The sequence below is a fragment of the Variovorax sp. RCC_210 genome (genome assembly GCF_041355175.1).
Taxonomy (GTDB): domain Bacteria; phylum Pseudomonadota; class Gammaproteobacteria; order Burkholderiales; family Burkholderiaceae_C; genus Variovorax.
The window spans coordinates 438,265-458,851 of record NZ_JBFUPJ010000002.1 but is presented as its reverse complement, the minus strand read 5'-3'; the positions used below and the strand labels follow the sequence as shown (position 1 = coordinate 458,851).

19 protein-coding genes are annotated in these 20,587 nt (G+C 69.5%); 8 read left to right on the top strand and 11 right to left on the bottom strand.

Annotated features, from left to right (window positions below; translation table 11 throughout):
- Positions 1-41: 41 nt before the first annotated feature.
- The 8 genes from AB6807_RS10200 to AB6807_RS10165 all read left to right on the top strand — a co-directional run bounded on the left by AB6807_RS10200 (position 42) and on the right by AB6807_RS10165 (position 7,553).
- Positions 42-818, top strand: coding sequence for a FadR/GntR family transcriptional regulator (locus tag AB6807_RS10200; protein ID WP_371084455.1), 777 nt, complete (start codon positions 42-44; stop codon positions 816-818).
- A gap of 156 nt (positions 819-974) precedes the next feature.
- The gene (gene ltnD, locus AB6807_RS10195; RefSeq protein WP_371084454.1) at positions 975-1,901 is read left to right on the top strand and encodes an L-threonate dehydrogenase; all 927 of its coding nucleotides are present in this window, start codon (positions 975-977) and stop codon (positions 1,899-1,901) included.
- Positions 1,902-1,917: 16 nt separating this feature from the next.
- Positions 1,918-2,931, top strand: coding sequence for a D-erythronate dehydrogenase (gene denD / locus AB6807_RS10190; RefSeq protein WP_371084453.1), 1,014 nt, complete (start codon positions 1,918-1,920; stop codon positions 2,929-2,931).
- 3 nt (positions 2,932-2,934) lie between these two features.
- Positions 2,935-4,233 (top strand): 3-oxo-tetronate kinase, encoded by a 1,299-nt coding sequence (gene otnK, locus AB6807_RS10185; RefSeq protein ID WP_371084452.1) that lies wholly within the window; start codon positions 2,935-2,937, stop codon positions 4,231-4,233.
- Positions 4,234-4,302: 69 nt separating this feature from the next.
- Positions 4,303-4,977, top strand: coding sequence for an aldolase (locus AB6807_RS10180; protein WP_371084451.1), 675 nt, complete (start codon positions 4,303-4,305; stop codon positions 4,975-4,977).
- Between the two features lie 12 nt (positions 4,978-4,989).
- On the top strand, positions 4,990-5,832 hold the full coding sequence (gene otnI, locus AB6807_RS10175; RefSeq protein ID WP_371084450.1) for a 2-oxo-tetronate isomerase: 843 nt from the start codon (positions 4,990-4,992) through the stop codon (positions 5,830-5,832).
- Positions 5,829-7,055 carry an amidohydrolase family protein gene (locus AB6807_RS10170; protein WP_371084449.1) on the top strand — a complete coding sequence of 409 codons (1,227 nt, stop codon included), beginning with the start codon at positions 5,829-5,831 and terminating at the stop codon, positions 7,053-7,055. Before otnI ends, AB6807_RS10170 begins: the two co-directional genes overlap by 4 nt.
- Before the next feature lie 30 nt (positions 7,056-7,085).
- Entirely contained in the window at positions 7,086-7,553 is a 468-nt protein-coding gene (locus AB6807_RS10165; RefSeq protein ID WP_116910366.1) for a RidA family protein, read from the top strand.
- On the opposite strand, the gene AB6807_RS10160 is transcribed toward AB6807_RS10165, so the two are convergent.
- From AB6807_RS10160 to AB6807_RS10110, 11 genes are all read right to left on the bottom strand, one after another.
- Entirely contained in the window at positions 7,546-8,202 is a 657-nt protein-coding gene (locus tag AB6807_RS10160) for a TetR family transcriptional regulator C-terminal domain-containing protein (protein ID WP_371084448.1), read from the bottom strand. The genes AB6807_RS10165 and AB6807_RS10160 overlap by 8 nt on opposite strands.
- Positions 8,199-9,194, bottom strand: a complete 996-nt coding sequence (locus AB6807_RS10155) for a 2Fe-2S iron-sulfur cluster-binding protein (RefSeq protein WP_371084447.1) — start codon at positions 9,192-9,194, stop codon at positions 8,199-8,201. The genes AB6807_RS10160 and AB6807_RS10155 overlap by 4 nt, the downstream gene beginning before the upstream one ends.
- A 16-nt stretch (positions 9,195-9,210) precedes the next feature.
- Complete coding sequence (locus AB6807_RS10150; RefSeq protein ID WP_116910363.1) at positions 9,211-9,807, bottom strand: NAD(P)H-dependent oxidoreductase; 597 nt, start codon at positions 9,805-9,807, stop codon at positions 9,211-9,213.
- 151 nt (positions 9,808-9,958) lie between these two features.
- A complete protein-coding gene (locus tag AB6807_RS10145; RefSeq protein ID WP_116910362.1) occupies positions 9,959-10,987 on the bottom strand; it encodes an ABC transporter substrate-binding protein in 1,029 nt (342 codons plus the stop codon).
- Positions 10,988-11,092: 105 nt separating this feature from the next.
- On the bottom strand, positions 11,093-12,475 hold the full coding sequence (locus AB6807_RS10140; protein ID WP_371084446.1) for an FAD-binding oxidoreductase: 1,383 nt from the start codon (positions 12,473-12,475) through the stop codon (positions 11,093-11,095).
- A complete protein-coding gene (locus tag AB6807_RS10135) occupies positions 12,465-13,358 on the bottom strand; it encodes an ABC transporter permease (RefSeq protein ID WP_371084445.1) in 894 nt (297 codons plus the stop codon). Before AB6807_RS10135 ends, AB6807_RS10140 begins: the two co-directional genes overlap by 11 nt.
- Positions 13,336-14,166 carry an ABC transporter ATP-binding protein gene (locus AB6807_RS10130; RefSeq protein WP_116910360.1) on the bottom strand — a complete coding sequence of 277 codons (831 nt, stop codon included), beginning with the start codon at positions 14,164-14,166 and terminating at the stop codon, positions 13,336-13,338. The genes AB6807_RS10135 and AB6807_RS10130 overlap by 23 nt, the downstream gene beginning before the upstream one ends.
- A 23-nt stretch (positions 14,167-14,189) precedes the next feature.
- Positions 14,190-15,011, bottom strand: coding sequence for a creatininase family protein (locus AB6807_RS10125; protein WP_371084444.1), 822 nt, complete (start codon positions 15,009-15,011; stop codon positions 14,190-14,192).
- Between the two features lie 173 nt (positions 15,012-15,184).
- On the bottom strand, positions 15,185-17,872 hold the full coding sequence (locus AB6807_RS10120) for an autotransporter outer membrane beta-barrel domain-containing protein (protein ID WP_371084443.1): 2,688 nt from the start codon (positions 17,870-17,872) through the stop codon (positions 15,185-15,187).
- A 281-nt stretch (positions 17,873-18,153) separates the two neighbouring features.
- On the bottom strand, positions 18,154-19,779 hold the full coding sequence (locus AB6807_RS10115; protein WP_116910357.1) for an MFS transporter: 1,626 nt from the start codon (positions 19,777-19,779) through the stop codon (positions 18,154-18,156).
- Positions 19,780-19,811: 32 nt separating this feature from the next.
- A complete protein-coding gene (locus AB6807_RS10110; protein WP_371084442.1) occupies positions 19,812-20,582 on the bottom strand; it encodes an amino acid ABC transporter permease in 771 nt (256 codons plus the stop codon).
- Between the last annotated feature and the right edge of the window lie 5 nt (positions 20,583-20,587).

Below are 20,587 nucleotides of genomic sequence, written 5' to 3'. Positions count from 1 at the left end.
GGAGGGCCTGCGTTAGAGTCGCAGGCCCCACCTTCCGCCCCATGACCGCCCGCTTCCAGTCCGTAGCCCCCACCGTCCGCCTGGCCGACCAGGTGGCCGACGCGCTGGCCGCCGAAGTGCGCAGCGGGCGGCTCGGCGAAGGCGACCGGCTGCCCACCGAGACCGCATTGGCCGCGCAATTCGGCGTGAGCCGCACCGTGGTGCGCGAGGCGGTGTCGCGGCTCAAGTCGCTGGGGCTGGTCGATTCGCGCCAGGGCAGCGGCGTGTACGTGCGCGCCGCCGGCATCGAGCCGCTGCGCTTCGACATGCCGCACGTGGCCTCGCGCGAAGCCGTCATCCAGATGGTCGAGCTGCGCCGCGCGCTCGAGGCCGAAGTGGCCGCGCTGGCGGCCGAGCGCCGCACCAAGGCCGACCTGCGCCGCATCCGCGAGGCCATCAAGGCGCTGAAGGCGGCGGTGGTGGCCGGGGGCAACGGGGCCGACGAAGACGTGCGCTTCCACACCGCCATCGCCGAGGCCGCGCGCAACCCCTTCCTGCTCGGCACGCTGCAGTACCTGCGCCAGTTCCTGCACGGCGCCACGCGCGTGACGCGCGCCAACGAAGCCCGCCGCGCCGACTTCGCGGCCCAGGTGGCGCAGGAGCACGCGCTGATCGTCGATGCCATCGACGCGGGCGACGCGGCGCGCGCGCGCGAGGCCGCCAAGTCGCACATGGACAACGCCATCCGCCGCATCGAGCAGGCCGACCCGGCGTTCTGGCAGCAAGAGGGCGCGCAGCTCGCACGACCGCTTGTCGAAGGCTGGCCCGCGCGCCATTGAACGCCTGGGCCTCGGGGCGCTGAGCCCCTGCACACGGCTCGGGTACGGGTTCGAACGGATCGGCCCGCAGCGCCCGAATTTGTATGATGACCTGACAAATTGAAGCGCAGGCGACAGAGGCCTACGCTGCACACCCGTTCAAGGAAAAGCCCCTCCATGACCACTTCCCCCTCTCCCTTCGTCGGCGCAGTCGGCGTCGTGGGCCTCGGCGCCATGGGCGCCGGCATGGCGCAATCGCTGCGCCGCGCGGGCCACGCGCCGCATGTGTTCGACGTGCGCCGCGAGGTCGCCGAAGCCTTCGCGCGCGACGGCGGCACCGCCTGCGATTCGCTGGCCGCGCTCGGCGCGCAATGCGACGTCGTGGTGTCGGTGGTGGTCAACGCCGCGCAGACCGAGTCGGTGCTGTTCGGCGACGGCACCGCCCCCGGCTGCGCCGCTTCGATGAAGCCCGGCAGCCTGTTCGTGATGTGCTCCACCGTCGACCCGAACTGGTCGGTGGCGCTGGAGGCGCGGCTCCAGGAGCTGGGCATCCTGTACCTCGATGCGCCCATTTCCGGCGGTGCCGCCAAGGCCGCGAACGGCCAGATGACGATGATGACCGCCGGCACGCCCGCGGCTTACGACAAGGCCGGCGCGTTGCTCGACGCCATGGCCGCCAAGGTCTACCGGCTTGGCGACAGCGCGGGCGCGGGCAGCAAGGTGAAGGTCATCAACCAGCTGCTGGCCGGCGTGCACATCGCGGCCGCCGCCGAGGCCATGGCGCTGGGCCTGCGCGAAGGCGTGGACCCGGCCGCGCTGTACGAGGTCATCACCCACAGCGCGGGCAACAGCTGGATGTTCGAGAACCGCATGGCCCACGTGCTGGCCGGCGACTACACGCCGCTGTCGGCCGTCGACATCTTCGTGAAGGACCTGGGCCTGGTGCTCGACGTGGCGCGCGCCAGCAAGTTTCCGCTGCCGCTGTCGTCCACCGCGCACCAGATGTTCATGCAGGCCTCCACCGCGGGCCATGCGCGCGAGGACGACAGCGCGGTCATCAAGATCTTCCCGGGCATCGAACTGCCCGGAAAACAACAAGACTGAAGAAAGCAGAGACACCATGCACATCCTCATCACCGGCGGCTGCGGCTTCCTCGGCGCGCGCCTCGCGCGCACCTTGCTGGCAGGCGGCGACATCGCCCTGGCCGGCGCCGCCGCGCAAGCCATCTCGCGCATCACCCTGGCCGACCGCGTGCCACCGCCCGCCGACCTGGCCGCCGACGCGCGCGTGCAGTTCGCGGAGGGCGACCTGCTGGCGCAGCTGGCCGCCAACGCGCTGCCCATCGCCGACACCCAGCTCGTGTTCCACCTGGCCGCCGCCGTGAGCGGCGAATGCGAGGCCGACTTCGACCTCGGCATGCGCAGCAACCTCGACACCACGCGCGGCCTGCTCGAGGCCGCGCGCCGTGCCGGCAGCGCCCCGGTGTTCGTGTTCTCCAGCTCGGTCGCCGTGTTCGGCGATTCGCCCGAGCAGCGCCTGCCCGCCGTCATCGAGGACACCACCTTGCCGACGCCGCAGAACAGCTACGGCATCCAGAAATTCATCGGCGAGCAGCTGGTCGCCGACTTCACGCGCAAGGGCTTCGTGCAGGGCCGCAACGTGCGGCTCATGACCGTGTCGGTGCGCCCGGGCAAGCCCAACGGCGCGGCATCGAGCTTCCTGAGCGGCATGCTGCGCGAGCCGCTGGCCGGGGAGCGCGCGCGCTGCCCGGTGCCGCCGGACACGCCCGTGGCACTGGCATCGCCCGGCAACACCGTCGCCGGCCTCGTGCGCGCCGCCACGGCCAGCGCCGCCGAGTGGGGCGCGCGCACCGCCGTCAACCTGCCCGCGCTGACCACCACCGTGCGCGACATGGCGCAGGCGCTCGAACGCATCGCGGGCAAGGAGGCCGGCGCGCTGATCGACTGGACGCCCGATGCCGCCATTGCCAAGATCGTGACCAGCTGGCCCAGCCGCATCCACGCCGCACGCGCCGAAGCATTGGGCTTGAAGGCCGACGCGAGCTTCGACGCCATCCTGCGCGACTACGTGCGCGAGAACGCGCAGGCCGTGAAGCTGCCGGTGAAGGGCTGAGCCATGGCGAACCCGTCCACGCCCTCCGCACAACCCAGGCTCCTGCTCGGCTGCATCGCCGACGACTTCACCGGCGCCACCGACCTTGCCAACAACCTCGTGCGCGCGGGCATGCGCGTGGTGCAGGCCATCGGCGTGCCCGACGGCCCGCTCGGCGCGGATGTCGATGCGGTGGTGGTCGCCCTCAAGTCGCGCACCATCGCGCCGGCCGAGGCCGTCGCCCAGTCGCTCGACGCGCTGCGCTGGCTGCAGGCGCAGGGCGCGCAGCAGATCTACTTCAAGTACTGCTCCACCTTCGACAGCACGCCCCAAGGCAACATCGGTCCCGTCACCGAGGCGCTGATGGACGCGCTGCAGTGCGACTTCACCATCGCCACGCCTGCCTTCCCCGACAACAAGCGCACCGTGTTCAAGGGCTACCTGTTCGCGGGTGACGTGCTGCTCAACGAGAGCGGCATGCAGAACCACCCGCTCACGCCCATGACCGACCCGAACCTGGTGCGCGTGCTGCAGGCGCAGTGCCAGCGCAAGGTCGGCCTTATCGATTACACCGTGGTCGCGCGCGGCGCACAGGCCATCGAAGAACGCATCGCGCAGCTGAAGGCCGAGGGCGTGTCCATCGCCGCCGTCGATGCCGTGTCGAACGACGACCTGCTGCGCATGGGCCCGGCGCTCGCGAAGTTGCCGTTGCTCACCGCGGGTTCGGGCGTGGCCATCGGCCTGCCGGCCAACTTCGGGCTGGCGCCGTCGTCCCAGGCCAGCGCCTTGCCCCCGGCCGGCGGCAAGCAGGCCGTCGTCTCGGGCAGCTGTTCGCTCGCCACCAACCGCCAGGTGCAAGACTTCGTGCAGCGCGGCGGCGCGGCCATGGCCATCGACCCCTTGCGCATCGCGCAGGGCGCGGATGTGGCGGCCGAGGTCTTGTCGTGGGCCACGCCGTTGCTCGACAAGGGCCCTGTGCTCGTCTACTCCACCGCCGAAGCCGGCGCCGTCAAGTCGGTGCAAGGCCAACTGGGCGCAGAGCAGGCGGGCGCCATGGTCGAGCGCACCGTCGCGGCCATCGCGCGCGGCCTGGTCGAGCGCGGCGTGCACCAGCTGGTGGTGGCCGGCGGCGAAACCTCGGGTGCGTGCGTGCAGGCGCTGGGCATCGCGCAGATGCAGATCGGCCCGCAGATCGACCCGGGCGTGCCGTGGTGCCATGCGCGCTCCGACGCCGCGCCCGCATCGGGGTTGCACATCGCGCTGAAGTCCGGCAACTTCGGCAGTGACGATTTTTTTACGAAAGCGTTCTTGGTGTTGGAGTGACGGCCGCTGGTTCGTGATCGTTATGCGAAGCGGTCGTTGATCGTCCCGAACAGCAACACAGTAAAAGACATGACCGAAACCCAAGCCAGAGAAGAAATCTGCCGAACAGGCCGCAGCCTTTTCGAACGCGGCTACGTGCACGCGACAGCAGGCAACATCAGCGTGCGGCTGGACGACGGCTTCCTCATCACCCCGACCGATGCATGCCTGGGTTTTCTCGACCCCGCGCGCCTCGCGAAGCTCGATGCGCAAGGCCGGCAGACCAGCGGCGACCGCGCCAGCAAGACCATCGCGCTGCACATGCGCATCTACGCCGCGGCGCGCAAGTTCGACGCCGACACTGCGTGCGTCATCCACACGCACAGCACGCACTGCGTGGCGCTCACGCTGAACACGCCGCAAGACGAACTGCTGCCCGCGCTCACCCCGTACTTCGTCATGAAGGTCGGCCACGTCCCCGTCATCGCGTACCACCGTCCCGGCGCACCCGAGGCGGCGGAACAGGTGGCGCAGGCCATCGAGCGGTTCGGAAATTCAGGCACGCCCATCCGCGCCGTGATGCTCACGCGCCTGGGACCCAACGTGTGGCACGACACGCCCGCCGCCGCCATGTCCGTGCTCGAGGAACTCGAGGAAACCGCCCGGCTCCAGATGCTCACGCAGGCTGCAGGAACAGCAATGCCCGCGCCGCTGGACGCCGATCAGATCGATGAACTGCGCCGCGCCTTCGGCGCACGCTGGTAGTACAAACACCCCATGCCCCAATTCGCCGCCAACCTCTCGATGCTCTACCCGGAGCTCGCCTTTCTCGACCGCTTCGATGCCGCCGCGAAGGACGGCTTCCAGGGCGTGGAGTACCTCTTTCCGTACGACTTCGCGAAGGACGAGATCCTCGCGCGGCTGAAGCACAACAGCCTGCAGCAGGTGCTGTTCAACGGCCCGCCCGGCGACTGGAACGGCGGCGAGCGCGGGCTGGCCTGCCTGCCCGGGCGCGACGCCGAGTTTCGCGAGGGCATTGCCAAGGCCATCGACTACGCCGTGGCGCTGGACTGCCCGCGCATCCACGTCATGGCCGGCCTCGTGCCCGAAGGGCTCGCGCGCGACGCGCTGCAACCCGTGTACCTCGACAACCTGCACTGGGCCGCCACCGAAGCCGCCAAGGCCGGGCGCGACGTGCTCATCGAGCCCATCAACACGCGCGACATTCCCGGCTTCTTCCTCAACCGGCAAGACCACGCGCACGAGATCGTCCAGGCCGTGGGCGCGCCCAACCTCAAGGTGCAGATGGACCTGTACCACTGCCAGATCGTCGAGGGCGACGTGGCCATGAAGATCCGCAAGTACCTGCCCACCGGCCGCGTCGGCCACCTCCAGATCGCGGGCGTGCCCGACCGGCACGAGCCCGACCTGGGCGAGCAGAACTACCCCTACCTGTTCGACGTGCTCGACGAGGTGTCGGCGCAATGCGGCTGGCAAGGCTGGGTCGGTTGCGAGTACCGGCCGAAGCGCGGCGCGGAACCCGGCGGCACGTCGGCCGGCCTGGGGTGGCTGCGTGCGCAGGAAGAGCGCGTGAAGCAACGCGGCGCGCAACGCGCATGAAGCTCGAGGCGCTGCGCATTCCCGCGCCGCTGCGCGGCTTCGATGCCGGCGGTCCCGGGGGTTCCGGCAGTTCCGGCGACGTGAACGTGTTCGACGTCACGCTGGCCGGCGACACCGTCGAGTCCATCGTTCCCAGCGCGCAGCAACGCGAGGCGCGCGGCACGCTGCTGAGCGCGCTGGTCGAAGCGCACGCGCACATCGACAAGAACTACACCGTGCAGGACGTGGGCGCGGCGCAGGGCAACCTGTTTGCCGCCATCGACCGCATGAACAGGCACCGCGACAGCTGGACCGGCGAGTCGCTGCGCCTGCGCATGGAACGCGCGCTCAACGATGCCTGGCGCTCGGGCACGCGCGCGCTGCGCACGCACCTCGACTGGGTGCAGGCCGAGCCGCCCGCGGCGCTGGCCGTGTTCGAGGCACTGCGTGCCGAATGGCGCGGCCGCGTCGAGCTGCAGTTCGTGTCGCTCACGCCGCTCGACCTGTTCGCCGACCTTGCCGCGGGCGAACGCATCGCGCGCGAGGTGAAGCGCGCGGGCGGCACGCTGGGCGCGTTCGTCTACCGCAACGACGGCATCGTGCACAAGCTGGGCCGCGTGTTCGACCTGGCGCAGCAGCACGGCCTGGGCCTGGACTTTCATGTGGACGAAGGCCTCGACGTCGAGGCGAGCGGCCTGCGCGCCATTGCGCAGCTGGTGCGCGCGCGCGACTTCCGCCACGGCGTGGTCTGCGGCCACTGCTGCTCGCTGTCGGTGCAGGACGATGCGGTCGCCAACGAAACGCTCGCACTGTGCGCCGGCGCGGGCCTGCACCTGGTCGCGCTGCCGACCACCAACCTGTACCTTCAGGGCGCCTGGGACCGCACGCCGGTGCAGCGCGGCATCACGCGCATCCGCGAGGCGGCGGCACGGGGCTTGCGTGCGAGCCTGGCGACCGACAACGTGGAGGACGCCTTCTATCCCTACGGCAGCTACGACCTGCTGGAGACCTTCGGCCTCGGTGTGCAGGTGGCGCATCTGGCGCCTGCCTCCGACTGGCTCGACGCCGTCACCGTGAGCCCCGCGAAAGCACTGGGCCTCGCGTGGGACGGGCGCATTGCGCCGGGCTGCCCGGCGGACCTGCTGGTGTTGGCGGCCACCGACGAACACGAGCTCGTCGGCCCGCGCGGACGGCAACGCACCGTCATCCGCGCGGGCCGCGTGCTCGTGCCCCCGACACCGTGATACCTTGAACTGAACCCGGAGAACACCCCCATGAGCATGGGCAAGCCAATGGCCAACTACGCCGCCGCCAAGCGCGTCGGCGATTTCGTCTTCATGAGCGGCGTGGTCGCCGTCGACCCGGCCACGCGCCGCGCGGTCGCCGGCTACGACGCCATTCCTGAAGAAGCACGCACCGCGCTGCAGGGCGTGGGCTACGCCACGGGCCAGATGTCGGTCGACGTGTTCGAGGCGCCCATCGTCGCGCAGAGCTGGTTCGTGCTGGAGCGCATCCGCCAGATCGCCGCCGAGCACGGCGGCACCATGGAAGACGTGGTGAAGCTGGTGCAGTACTTTCGACACCTGCCGCACTACGCCTTCTACAACCGCGTGCGCGGGCTGTTCTACCCGGGCGAGCCGCCGGTGAGCACGGTGGTGGAGGTGTCGCGCTTCCTGCCGGGCGACGAGGTGCTGGTGGAAGTCGAAGCCACCATGTACCTGCCGAAGCGTTCTTCTACCTGACGCCCGCGCCCTTGAGCAGGAACTCCGTCACCTGCTCGATGAGGTAGCGGCGGTCCTTGTCCTCGCCCTGCTGCGCGGTGTTGCGGTAGTAGGCGGCCTGGGTGGCGTGGTCGGCGTAGAACTGCGTCACGGCCCAGATGTGGAACAGCACCAGCATCGGGTCGGCCTTGTCCATCAGGCCCTGGTTCATCCAGTTCTGGATCACGGCGGCGGCCTGGTCGGTGCGCTGCTTGCTCGTGTCCATCATGTCGTTGACCACCGGCGCGCCGCGCATCATCTCGGCCGTGAAGATGCGCGAGCGCAGCGGGTGCTCGAACGAGAACATCATCTTGCGGTGGATCAGGTCGCCCAGCACCTTGCGCGGGCCGAAGGCCTCGTCGCTGAAGCCGAACACCACGATCCAGTCGGTCAGGATGTCCTGCAGCACCTGCCGGTACAGCGCCTCCTTGCTGTCGATGTAGTAGTGCAGCTGCGCCTTCGACAGCCCGGCCTTGTCGGCGATGGCCTGCGTCGACGCCCCGGCCAGCCCCTCGCTGGCGAACACCTCGATGGCGGCCTGGTTGATGAGGCCGAGCACCTGCGTGTACTTGCGCGAGCGGCCGCGCGTGGCGGGCGCGTCGGTGTCGGCGGCGTTGTCTCCCAGGCTCACAGCTGCAGCACCAGTTCCGTGCCCTTGGCGCGCGAGCAGCACAGCGCCACCTTGTGGCGGCGCTCGCTGCCGGTGAGGCAGAAGTCGCGGTGCTCGGCGCCTTCGCCGTCGCCCTCGACCACGCAGGTGCCGCACAGGCCCTGCTGGCACGACACCGGAATGTCGATGCCCACTTCATGCAGCGCATCGACCGCGGTCTGGTCCGCGGCCACCGGCACGCTGATGCCGCGCTGCGCGAGCCTGAGCGTGAAGGGCAGGCCGGTGGTGGTGTTGGCGTCGGTGGGGGCGGCGAAGTATTCGGCGTGCAGCGCGTCTTCGGGCCAGTGCGCGGAGGCCTCGCGCACCGCCTGCATGAAGCCGCCGGGGCCGCACACGTACAGGTGCGTGCCGGGCGCGCGCTCGGCCAGCAGCGCGCGCAGGTCGATGCGCTGCGTGGCGTCGCCCTGGTCGAGGTGCAGGCGCAGGTGCGGGGCCAGCGCGGGGTGGCGCAGCGCGTCGGCGAAGGCCAGGTGCTCTTCGCTGCGCGCGAACACGCACAGTGTGAACGCGGCGCCGCGCGCGGCCAGCGCCTGCGCCATGGCCAGCAGCGGCGTCATGCCGATGCCGCCGGCCAGCAGCAGGTGGTGCGTGGCTTCGTCGCGCAGCGGAAAGGTGTTGCGCGGCGCGCTGATGGGCAGCAGGTCGCCTTCGCGCACGCGCTCGTGCATCGAGGCCGAGCCGCCGCGGCTCGCGCCCTCGCGCTTGACACCGATCACGTAGCTGCCGATCGCGTTGCCGCCGGTCACGTCGCCGCCTTCGTTCGGCGAAGAAGGCGCGCGCGCCAGCGAGTACTGCCGCGAGAAGCCGCCGGGCATGTGCACGTCGATGTGCGCGCCGGCCTCGTACGAAGGCAGCGGCCGGCCCCACGGGTGGGCCAGTTCGAAGGCGAGGATTTCGGGCGTCTGCCGCGAGATGCGTGCGACGCGCACGGTCAGCGTGCGTTCGAGGCTCATGGTGTGGGTCTCCCTGTCAGGTCTGGATCTTCTGCAACTGGCGCGCGACGCGCTCGATGAAATGGGTGCGGTCGTGCGCGGTGACGGCGTTCATGTCGTGCAGCTGCAGCCAGGTCACCTTGCAGCGCCACGCGAACAGCGCCCGCAGCGCGCGCGTGAACAGCCGCCGTGCCGGGTCGCCGATGAGCATCACGAACCAGCGCGGCGAGCCGCCCGTGGTCACCACCGTCAGGCGCCGGATGTGGCGCATGCCCGACTTGGCCAGCTGCCCCTTGCGCTCGGCCGGCAGGAAGGCCACGCCCGGCAGCCACACGCGCTCCAGCCAGCCCTTGAGCATCGACGGCGGCCCGTGGAACCAGATGGGAAACACGAACACCAGGTGCTCGGCCCACAGCAGCGCGTCGACGTGGGGTTTCACGCGCTCGCGGATCAGCTCGGGGTTGTCGAGGTACGCAATGCGCTCTTCGCGCGTGAGCGTGGGGTCGAAGCCTTCGGCGTACAGGTCGATGGCCTTGACGGTGTGGCGGGGCTCCAGGGCCTCGAGGGTGGTGCGGTAGAGCGCGTGGTTGAAGCTGTCAGGGTTCGGATGGCAGTGGACGACGAGCGTTTTCATGAGGGCCGGTTCGCCTGTCGGCGAGACGGGGTCAGAGCCCAGGAATAAAAGGCCGCGCGTGCCTTATGGCAACCCAGGCGCCGGCATCTGACCCCGGCGCAAGCCCCGCGCGACCCACGGGAAGGACAACGAAACGAAAAGGCGAAACGCGTTATTTGCCGGTGAGCTTCTTGCGCACGTCGACGCCCACGCCCTTGTTCACGAACTGCGTGGTGACCACCTTCGACAGGTCGACCTCGCCGGCCTTGTACAGGCCGGCCTTGACCATCTTGTCGTAGAAGTCCTTCACGCGGGCCTCGTCCATGGCGCCGATGCCCTTGGTGAGCGACTCGCCGCTGTCGACGATGCCCATCTTCTTCATGAGCTCGATGGAGCCCTGCAGCGACGCGACGGGCGAGTCGGGGTTGGTCTTGGCGATGAGCTCGTTGGCGGCCTTGTTGTCGCCGTAGAGGTAGTTGTTCCAGCCGATGATCGACGCCTCGACGAACTTGCGCACCGTCTCGGGCTTGGTCTTGATGAGGTCGGCGCGCGTCTCGATGGTGGTCGAGTAGGTCGAGAAGCCGTTGTCGGCCAGCAGCTGCACCACGGGGTCGAAGCCGGCCTGCGCCTTGATCGACAGCGGCTCGGAGATGGCGTAGCCCTGCTGGATCGACTTCTTGTCCGCCAGGAACGGACCGACGTTGAAGGTGTACGGCTTGAGCTGCGAGTCCTTGAAGCCATGCTCCGACTTCATCCATTGCCAGAAGCTGAACTGGCCGTCCTTGCCGATGAAGGCCACGGGGGCCTTGGTCATGTCCTTGAAGGTGTCGAAGCCCTGGCCGGGGTGCGCGAACATGGCCTGCGGGTCTTTCTGGAAGAAGGCCGCGACCACCACAGTGGGCACGCCGTTCTTCACGTTGTCGAAGGACTGCAGCAGGTTGCCGGTCATCAGGAAGTCGACCTTGCCGGCCGGCAGCATCGGCCGGTTGTTGACCATGGGGCCACCCTGCTGGATCTCGACGTCGAGGCCGTACTTCTTGTAGGTGCCGTCCACCAGCGCCTGGTAGAACCCGCCGTGTCCGGCCTGTGCTTTCCAGTTGGTGGCGAACACCACTTTTTCCTGCGCCTGCACGGCGAAGGCGGCAGCCGCAAGGGCGAGGCCGAGGGCAAGCGGGCGAATGGTCAGAGCGGGAACGCGCATGGCAGTGGACTCCTGGTTTTGAATTCGACGGGTATTTTCATGTCATCGCGCCCTGAACGACGATGCAACACAGCGCGGCAATGCAACAGGGAACAGCTTTTCATCTCAACGCTCGACAGCCATGTCCGCGGTCCAGCCCCGCGTCTTGCCCGGGTTCATCAGCCCCATCGGGTCGCTGCGCTTCTTGAAGTCGATCTGCTGCGTGTCGATGGTCTTCATGCCGCCGTCCTCGATGGTGACCACGTGCGGGTTGAAGATCTGGCAACCGCCCTGCGACTCGATCTCGCGGATCAGCTCGTACTGGTGGGCCTCGCCCTTCCAGCGCACCAGCAGGATGCCGAAGGTGCCGCACTCGCCACCGGCGCGCGCGAAGTCCTGGTGCTGCAACACGTCGTCGCCGAAGATTTTCAGATGGCGCTCCACCACCGACGGATCGAAAGGCTGCGCGTAGGCGACCTGCAGGTACGTCCAGCCGCGGTCGGCCTTCAGCGCCTGCAGCGTCGTGTGGTTGAAGGCGCACTCGTAGGCCGGCGGCAGGCCGTCGGCGAGCAGCTCGGCCTCGGTGCCCGCGACCGAGATCGTGCCGCCGTGGGCAGTGGCCAGCGCGCGGAACGCTTCCATCGACTCGGGCGACACCATGGTGAACACCGCGTGCCGGTCGATGGGAAAACGGTCGCGCATCGCCGTGTAGTACGGCGAGAAACGCGCCTCCACCGTCGACAGCAGGAAGATGTCGAGCGTGGGCGCCTGCGCCGCGATGCCGAAGTCCAGCGCACCCCTGTACGTTTCGAACAGCACCGTGCAGTGCACCCACTCGACGGCAGGGCTCAGCGCGACCTCCACGTCGAGGATCACGCCGTTGGTGCCGTAGGCATGGTGCACCTGCTGGATCTCGTCGCCGTGCAGCTCGATGACGCGCGGCTCGCGCTCCACCGTCATCACGCGCGCGCGCAGCAGGTTGCCGGGGTCGCGCAGGATGCCGTGGCGGAACGAGCCGATGCCGCCGAAGCCGCCCGCGATGAAGCCGCCGATGCTGGCCACGTGCCAGGTCGAGGGCCACATGCGCAGCGCCTGCCCGGTCTCGCGCGCGGCCAGGTCGATGTCGTGCATGCGCGCGCCGGCTTCGACGCGCATGCTGCCCGGCTGGATGTCCAGCACGCGGCACATCTGCGTCACGTCGAGCACGATGCCGCCTTGCAGCGGCACGCACTGGCCGTAGTTGCCGGTGCCGCCCGCGCGCACGGTGAGCGGCAGCTTCCACTTCGCGGCCACGGCCGCAGCCTGGCGCACGTCGTCTTCGGTGCTCACCTTGACCACCAGGTCGGCCACGCAGCCCGCGAGCTGCGCGCTGAGGATGGGGCTGTACCAGTAGAAGTCCTTCGACAGCTGCTTGCGCTGCGCGGGCGCGGTGATCACGTTGAGGCCGCCCAGGTCGTCGCGCACCGCGTCCCAGTCGCGAAGCCTGGGGGGGAGCGATTTACCTTTCACGGCGCATCTCGCTCTCGTGCCAGTGGCCGAGCACCAGGCGCGACAGCGCCGCGAACACGATGAAGATCACGATGCCCAGCAAGGACACCAGCAGCAGCGCCGCGAACATCATCGGGATCTCGGTGCGAAAGCTCGATTCGAGAATGCGCGAGGCCAGGCCCGTTTCCTTGCCCGCCGTGCCGGCCGTGAACTCGGCCACCACCGCGCCGATCAGGCTCAGGCCGCCCGCGATCTTCAGGCCCGCCATGAAGTACGGCAGCGCGCTCGGCGCGAGCAGGTAGCGAAAGGTCTGCCAGGGCGAGGCCTTGTAGAGCTGGAACAGGTCGCGCAGGTTGCTGTCGGCGCTCTTCAGGCCGATGACGGTGTTCGACAGGATCGGGAAGAAGGCCACGATCCACGCGCACAGCAGCAGCGCCGCCGTGGTGCTCGACACGTAGATCAGGATCAGCGGCGCGATCGCGATGATGGGCGTGACCTGCAGGATCACCGCAATGGGGAACAGGCCGATTTCCACCCACTTGAACAACGCGAACGCAATGGCCAGCGCCACGCCGCCGACGATGGCCGCGGTGAGCGCGAGCAGCGTGAGCTTCACGGTGAACCACAGCGCGCTCGACAGCGAGTCCCAGTTGTCGAACAGCGTGCGCAGGATGAGCGAGGGCGCGGGCAGGATGTAGTGCGGAATGTTGTTGGCCCGCACCATCCACTCCCACAGCAGCAGCAGGCCGAGCACGATGCCCGCGGGCACCACGATGCGCAGCATCGATTCGCGCCGGCGCAGCCTGTCTTCGTGGGCGCGCAGCATCTCGGCGGTGGGCGCGGCGTCGGTGCCGTCCAGGGGTGTCACGGGAATCACCGTTTCAATGGTCGACGTCGAGGCCATGCAGCGCTCCATGCAGGGATTGGGACACCGCCGTGCAATGCGCGTTGTAGCGGCTCGAGGTACGGAACTCTTCACCGCGCGGGTACGGCTCGTCGATGCGGATCTCGTCGATCACGCGGCCCGGGCGCGCGGCCATCACCACGATGCGGTTCGACAGGTACACCGACTCGTACACGCTGTGCGTGACGAACACGATCGAAAAACGATGCTCGCGCCAGATGGCCAGCAGGTCGTTGTTGAGCTTGATGCGCGTCATCTCGTCGAGCGCGGCAAAGGGCTCGTCCATCAGCAGCAGGCGCGGGTGCGTGACCAGCGCGCGGGCGATCGACACGCGCATCTTCATGCCGCCGGAGAGCTCGCGCGGGTACACGTCGGCAAAGCGCGAGAGGCCCACCAGCTCCAGCACCTGCTCGACCACCGGCGCGGCCTCGTCGCGGCGCATGCCCGCGAGCTTCAGCGGCAGCCACACGTTGTCGAACACCTTGGTCCAGGGCATGAGGGTGGGCTCCTGGAACACGAAGCCCAGGTCGCGGTCGCTCTTGCTGTCCTTGGCGGCGCCGGTGTTGGCGCCCGACCAGTGCATGTCGCCCGAGCTGAGCCGGGTGAGCCCGGCGATCAGCCGCAGCGCGGTGCTCTTGCCGCAGCCCGAGGGGCCGAGGAAGCTGACGAAGTCGTGCTCGCCGATGTCGAGCGTCATGCCCTGCAGCGCGAGCGTGCCGTTGGCGAAGCGCTTGCTGACGTTGCGCAGGCCGACCAGCGGCGGCGTGGCGGTGGTGGAGGGAGTGGTGGATGGCGTGGTGCTTTCCATGGCGCGTTCCTTTGGCGCGCAGCCTAGCGCCAGGCCGGCGTGTTGGCGAGGCGAGACAGCGGAAAGCGGTCGATCTCGTGCAGCAGCTCGACAAAGCGCCGGCCCACGTGGTCGAGCACCGCCGCGCCTTTCTCGGCGGTGGCGCGCGTGGCGTCGCCGGCGGCGCCCGCGGGGTTGATGTCGTGCATCTGCCAGCCGAGCTTGCCGCTGGGCGTGATCGAGAGAAACTTGTTTTCCTCGGCCAGCTGCTCGGTCATGGAACTGAAGTTCTGGAACTGGTCGCGGCGCACGTAGTCGGGCGTGAGGTGCAGCATGACCGAGCTCTCGAGGTCGCCGGCATGGATGCCGTGCTTGCCCTCGTGCGCGGTGAACAGGCCCTCGGGCAGGCCCAGCGTGTACCAGTTGGCGGCCACGACCATCATGTCGTGTTCCTCGCGCAGGTCGCGCGCCACGATGTCCATCACGCTCATCTGGCCGCCGTGGCTGTTGTAGAGCACCAGCTTGCGCACGCCGGCCTTGGCGACGCAGGCGCCGATGTCCTTCCACAGCGAAATGAGCGTGTTGGCCGACACGGTGAGCGTGCCCGGATAGCGCGAGTGCTCGTTGCTCTTGCCGTAGGGCACGGTGGGCAGGAAGAGCACGGGCAGCTCGTCGGGCAGGTGCGGGAGCGTGGCGCGCACCATGCCGTCGATGGTGGCCGTGTCGGTCGACATCGGCAGGTGGGGGCCGTGCTGTTCGGTGGCGCCCACCGGCAGCACGGCGATGAGCCGTTCGCGGTCGAGGCGGGAGAACTCTTCGCTGGTCAGGTCGGACCAGAAGCGGCTGCGCAGGCGGGGCGGATTCATCGTGGCACACCTCTTTGACGTCGGGTTGGACAGTTTAAATTATCCATGTGGTCAAAAAAAGTGGCTCGGCAATTACCCGAATGCCTGCCCACTGCTTGGTAAAGACAGGTAACGGACGTGCAAACCAGAGCAAGTGGTCAAGTTGCAGCGCCGAATCGGTTCCGAGGCAGCCCTTACCAGCGCAGCCGCACGCCCAGCTGCCCCTGCACCCCCGTCTGCTCGGTGTTGCCCACGGCGCTGGTGTAGGCCAGCCCGCCGTACACCGACACCGTCTTGTTGACCTGGCCGACGACACCGGCGCCCACCTCCAGCGCGCTCGCGTTGCGCCGGTTGACGACCTGGTCGGTGGGGCCGAAGAAGAGTGCGTTGCTGCCGCTGAAGGTGTGCCACAGGTTGGCCTTGAGGTACGGACGCCAGGTGCCTCCGCCAGCGTCCACCCGGCCTTCGAGCCGCGCGCCGATGCGCCCGGTGACGGCGTTGTCCCGCTGGAAGCGCACGGCGGAAATGCCGTCGTCGAAGTCGTCGAGCGAACTGCGCTGCCAGACGAGCTGCACCTGCGGCTGCAGCGTGAGGTTCTCGCCCAGCGCCAGCGGGTAGCCGGCCTCCAGCGACGCCGTGACCGCCGAGCCGCGCGGGGTGCCGCCGCGGCCGAGCGTGGAGCGGGCATCGGCCTTGTAGCGGCTGGCCATGAGCACCGCGTCGCTGTACCAGCCGCTGGCGGCAACGCGGGTCCAGTAGGCGCCCAGGCTGTAGCCCTCGACGGTGAGGCGGCCGGTGGCGGTGTTGGTGCCGCCGCTGGCCACGCCGCTGGTGTCGCCACTGGTGCGCGTGTAGCCGCCGAGCACGCCGATGCGGTGGCGCCCGCCCGCGCGGTCGGTGGCGGCGAGAAAGTCGTGGCCCAGCTGCAGGCCGCTGATCTGGCCGTCGAACTGCGGGTCGGCGTCGCCGCGCAGGCGCTGGCGGGTGCTTTCGCCGAACACGCGGCCCCACGTGGCCTGCGTGCTCCCCAGGCCGTCATCGCCGGCCAGCAGTTGCATGTCGGTATTGCCTTGCCGGTCGTGGAAGGTGCCCAGCTGCGCCAGCCCCAGCCGGCGCACCACCAGCGGCATGCTGCTGTAGAGCGCCACCTCGGGGCGGTACAGCTTCACGGGCTCCAGCGATGTCGCGGGTCCGGCCCCGCCACCGCCGCCCCCGCCACCGCCACCGGGTGCCAACGCCTCCAGGAGCGCGACCGCCTCCGCCAGCGAGCCGACCACCGTGCCGCCGACCGCATAGCCGCTGTTGCGCAGGTACCAGCTGTCGGAACTTCCGCCCACATTCCCGCCCACGTTCCCGCCGCGGTACAGCCGGTAGCTGTACGCCCCGGCCTCGACGGCCTGCGCGAGCGAGAACGCACCCGGCGCGGTGGTGGCGCCGTTCACCGCCTGCACCACCAGGATCCCGTCGGCCAGCGTCGGCGCGCCCAGCCCGCCGCGGTTGAGCACGCGCACCGCCGTGCTGCCCGAGGCGTTGCCGCCGTCGACCACCAGCTTGTCGGAGGGCGAGTTGTCGCCGCCGAGCACGGTGTTGACCTGCAGCAGCGCCGGGCCGCTGCCCGTGTAGTTGCCGCGCACGGTGAAGGCGCCGAAGTTCACCCCGTCGTTCGGCCCGGGCAGCAGCGTGCCCTGGCTCGTCACGTTGCCCGCGAAGGTGCCGGTGCCGGCCACCGTGGCACCGGGCAGCACGGCGATGACCGGACTGGCGAGCGTAGCGGGCAGCTCGAAGCGGCCGGACTCGATGCGCACCGCGTCTGAAAAGCTCGCGTCGGTGCGCCACGACCACGCGGTGCCGCGCATCGTCAGGTTCTGGAAATTGCGAAAGGCGTTGTCCACCGTGCCGCTGCCTTCCAGGAAGGCGTTGGCGCGCCCGCCGCCGCCGTCCGCGCCGCCGCGGATCACCGAGCCAGTCTGCAAAATCAGCGTGCCGACCCCCAGCGCGCCCATGTAGATCGCGTCGCCGTTGCCCGCGCCGCCATGGCCTTCGATGGTGCCGGCGTTGACCAGCACGTCGTTGCCGTTCTGGCCGCGGTAGCCGTAGCCGTTGGCGCTCGACAGCGTGGCGCCGGCCCGGTTTTCCACGCGCGAGAAGAAGGTGGCGCCCAGCGTGTTCGCATGCACCGCGTCGGCGCCGCCCGAGGGCGAGTTGGCGCCCGTGGTGGCGATGGTGCCGGTATTGACCAGCAGGTTCGCGACCAGGTTGCCGCCCTGCAGGTACACGCCCTTGGCCGAGGCGCCGCCGGCCGAGATGGTGCCGTTGTTGACCACCGTGTTGCCCGGCCCCAGCGTGGAGATGCCGTGCGAGCTGCCGCCCGTGGTGACGATGCTGCCGTTGTTGGTGATGAGCGTGCGCGTGCTGCTGTTCGACGTCACCAGGATGCCCGAGGTGCCGCCGCTGGTGGTGCGGATGGCGCCGTTGTTGGTCAGGGTGTTGTCGTTGCCCGTGGCCACCATGGCCGCGCGCGCCGAGCCCGAGCCGCCCGACACCGTGATCTGACCGTTGTTGGTGATGCTGCTGGCGTCGCGCACCAGCAGGGCCTGCGTGGCGTTGGTGGACAGCGTGGCGCCGGGGTTCACGGTGATGGTCACGCCGGTGCTGCCGGGCGCGGCGACGACGCTGGCCGAGCCGGTGGTCGTGCCGTCGCAGGTCACCGTGGTGTTGGAGCCCGGCGTGGCGCCGGGGCCGCAGGCGGCGCTGGCACCGTCGGCGGCGAGCGTGGCCAGCGTGGCGGCCAGGCAGGAGACAAGCGGAAGCGGAAACGGAAGGGGAAAGGGAAAGGGAAAGGGACGACGGTGCTGAACCCGACGCGATCGCGCGATGCTCATGGGTGCTCCTTGAATGTCTCTTGTGCACGCCCCGGGGGCTGGGGCAGCGCCTGGCCGTTTGTCACGGCATTTGGCACGCCTGACAATTAGGAAACAATCAGCCGTTCGTTCTCATGTTGCCGCGGCGAGACGCCGTGGATACATCTGGCAGGCGTCCCAGGCCGTCCAGGGTTGTTCAGGCGGCGACGGCCGTCAGCAGGTGCGGCGTGCTCAGGATCGCGGCGCTGAAGAGCGCCAAGCCGAGCAGCCCCGCCCGCAGCGGCCGCTTGCGATCTGCCCGCTCATCGCCGCACCACGTACCGCGTCACCACCGGCGGCGTTTCGCCCAGGTGGAACGCCAGGCGCCGCTCGCGCAGCGCCATGTCGCTGGCGGTGGCGCGGTTGAAGCGGCGCAGGTGGTCGGTCCACGAGTCGTCCACGATCTGCTCCACGTAGCGCTCGGGCTGCGCGATGTCGTGCAGCAGCTCCCAGCCGACGGCGCCCTGGCTCAGGCGCGCGCGGCGGGTCTGCTGCATCACCAGGTGAAAGGCGGCGGCGCGGGCCGGGTCGATGAAGAACTCCACCGTGATGACCACGCGGCCGTGCTCCTGCGGCGCCTCGGCCGGCGGCCCGGCGGCCCAGCCGGCCTGCGCGGGGCTGGTGTCGTCCTCGCCGCTCAGGTCGGTCACCCAGCGCAGCGCGGCCAGCATCAGCAGCGTGCCGCTCACGGCGGCGATGGCCAGGCTGATTTCCAGGTTGCTCACCGTGGCCACCTGGCCCCAGATGGCGGCGCCGATGGCGCTCGCGCCCATGATGGCCATCTGGTACATCGACATGCCGCGCGCGCGCACCCAGTCGGGCAACGCGAGCTGGGCCGACACCGACAGCGAGTTGGCCACCGTGATCCACGCCATGCCGCCGAAGAACATCGCCGGCACCGCGACCCAGGCGTTGGGCGCAAAGGCCATCACCGCGGTGGCGCCCGACTGCAGCAGCGTGCCGCGCAGCACCAGCTGGTCGCGCCCCAGCGCTTGGCGCAGCCGCGGCAGGAACAGCACGGCGATGATCGCGCCCGCGCCCATGGCCGCCAGCAGCAGCGTGAAGGTGCCGGCGCCGCCGCCCTGCAGGTTGCGCGCCAGCAGCGGCAGCAGCGCCAGCAGCGCGGTCGAGTGAAAGAAGAAGATCGACACGCGCGTGAGCACCGCGCGCATGCGCTGCGACTGCCGCACGAACTGCACGCCTACGCGCATGGCGCCGATGAGCTTTTCGCGGCCCAGCGGGTTGGGCGTGTGCTCGCGCCGCCAGCGCAGCACCACGAAGCCCGAGGCCACCGACAGCACCGCGTTCAGCGCGAACACCCAGACGCTGCCCGCGCTGGCGATCAGCACGCCTGCGGTGAGCGGGCCGATGATGCGCGAGGCGTTCATGGCAATGCCGTTCAGGCCCAGCGCGGCGGGCAGCTGCGGGCGCGGCACCAGCTCGGGCACGATGGCCGCGAACACCGGCCAGCGCAGCGCCAGCCCGATGCCGTTGGCGAAGGTGAGCGCCAGCAGCAGCGGCGCGGTCATGAGGTCGAGCGCCAGCGCGGCGCACAGCACGATGGCGGTGCCGGCCAGCCAGAACTGCGTGGCCACCAGCCAGCGCCGGCGGTCCAAAATGTCGGCCAGCGCCCCGCTGGGCAGCCCCAGCAGGAACACCGGCAGCGTGGAGGCCGACTGCACCAGCGCCACCCAGATGGGCGAGGTGGTCAGCGAGGTCATCATCCACGCGGCGGCCACATCGTTCATCCACATGCAGATGTTGGCGATGAGCCAGGTGCTCCACAGCATGCGGAACACGGGGAGCTTCAGGGGCTCGAGGGCCGCGAGCTTCGATGGCTGCGGCCGCGCGGGCGGAATCGGTGTCTCTTCGGTGGATATGGGTGGCATGTGGCGCTATTGTGGCGCCGTGCTTTTTGCGCTCAGCCCCGGTCGCTGCGCGCGAGGTGGATTTCCAGGCGCCGCAGCAGCGTGGTCAGCACCAGCGTCATGACCCAGTAGATGACCGAGATCGCCAGGTACGGCTCCCAGTAGCGCGCATAGGCGCCGGCCACGGTGCGCGCCGCGTAGGCCAGCTCGGCCAGGCCGATGGCGGAGACCAGCGAGGTGTCCTTCAGCAGCGCGATGGCGTTGTTGCCCAGCGGTGGCAGCATGCGCCTGAAGGCCTGCGGCAGCACCACGTAGCGCATCACCTGCGCGGGCGTGAAGCCGATGGAGCGGCCCGCGTCGAACTGCCCGCGCGAAATCGACTGGATGCCCGCGCGGAACACTTCGGAGATGTAGGCGGCCGAGTTGAGCGTGAGCGCCACCACGCCAGAGATGAGCGCGCCGTGCTCCTGCTTGAGCGTGCGCGCGAGCTCGCCGTCGATCAGCAGGCCCGAGGTCGGATGGATGAACACCGGCATCACCGCGAAGTGGATCAGCAGGATCTGCACGAACAGCGGCGTGCCCCGAAAGAAGCTCACGTACACCGTGGCCGGCCAGCGCAGGAAGAAGCGCGCCACCCAGGTCCAGGGCGCGTGGCGCGGTTGCGCCAGCCGCGCGAGCGCCAGGCACAGGCCCCAGCTCGCGCCCAGCAGCACGCAGACCACCGTCATGCGCAGCGTCATCCAGGCGCCTTGCCAGAACAGGTCCTTGTATTCGACCAGGATGTCCCACCGGAACCATCCAAAAAGCAGCACCGGTTGTTCCATGCTTG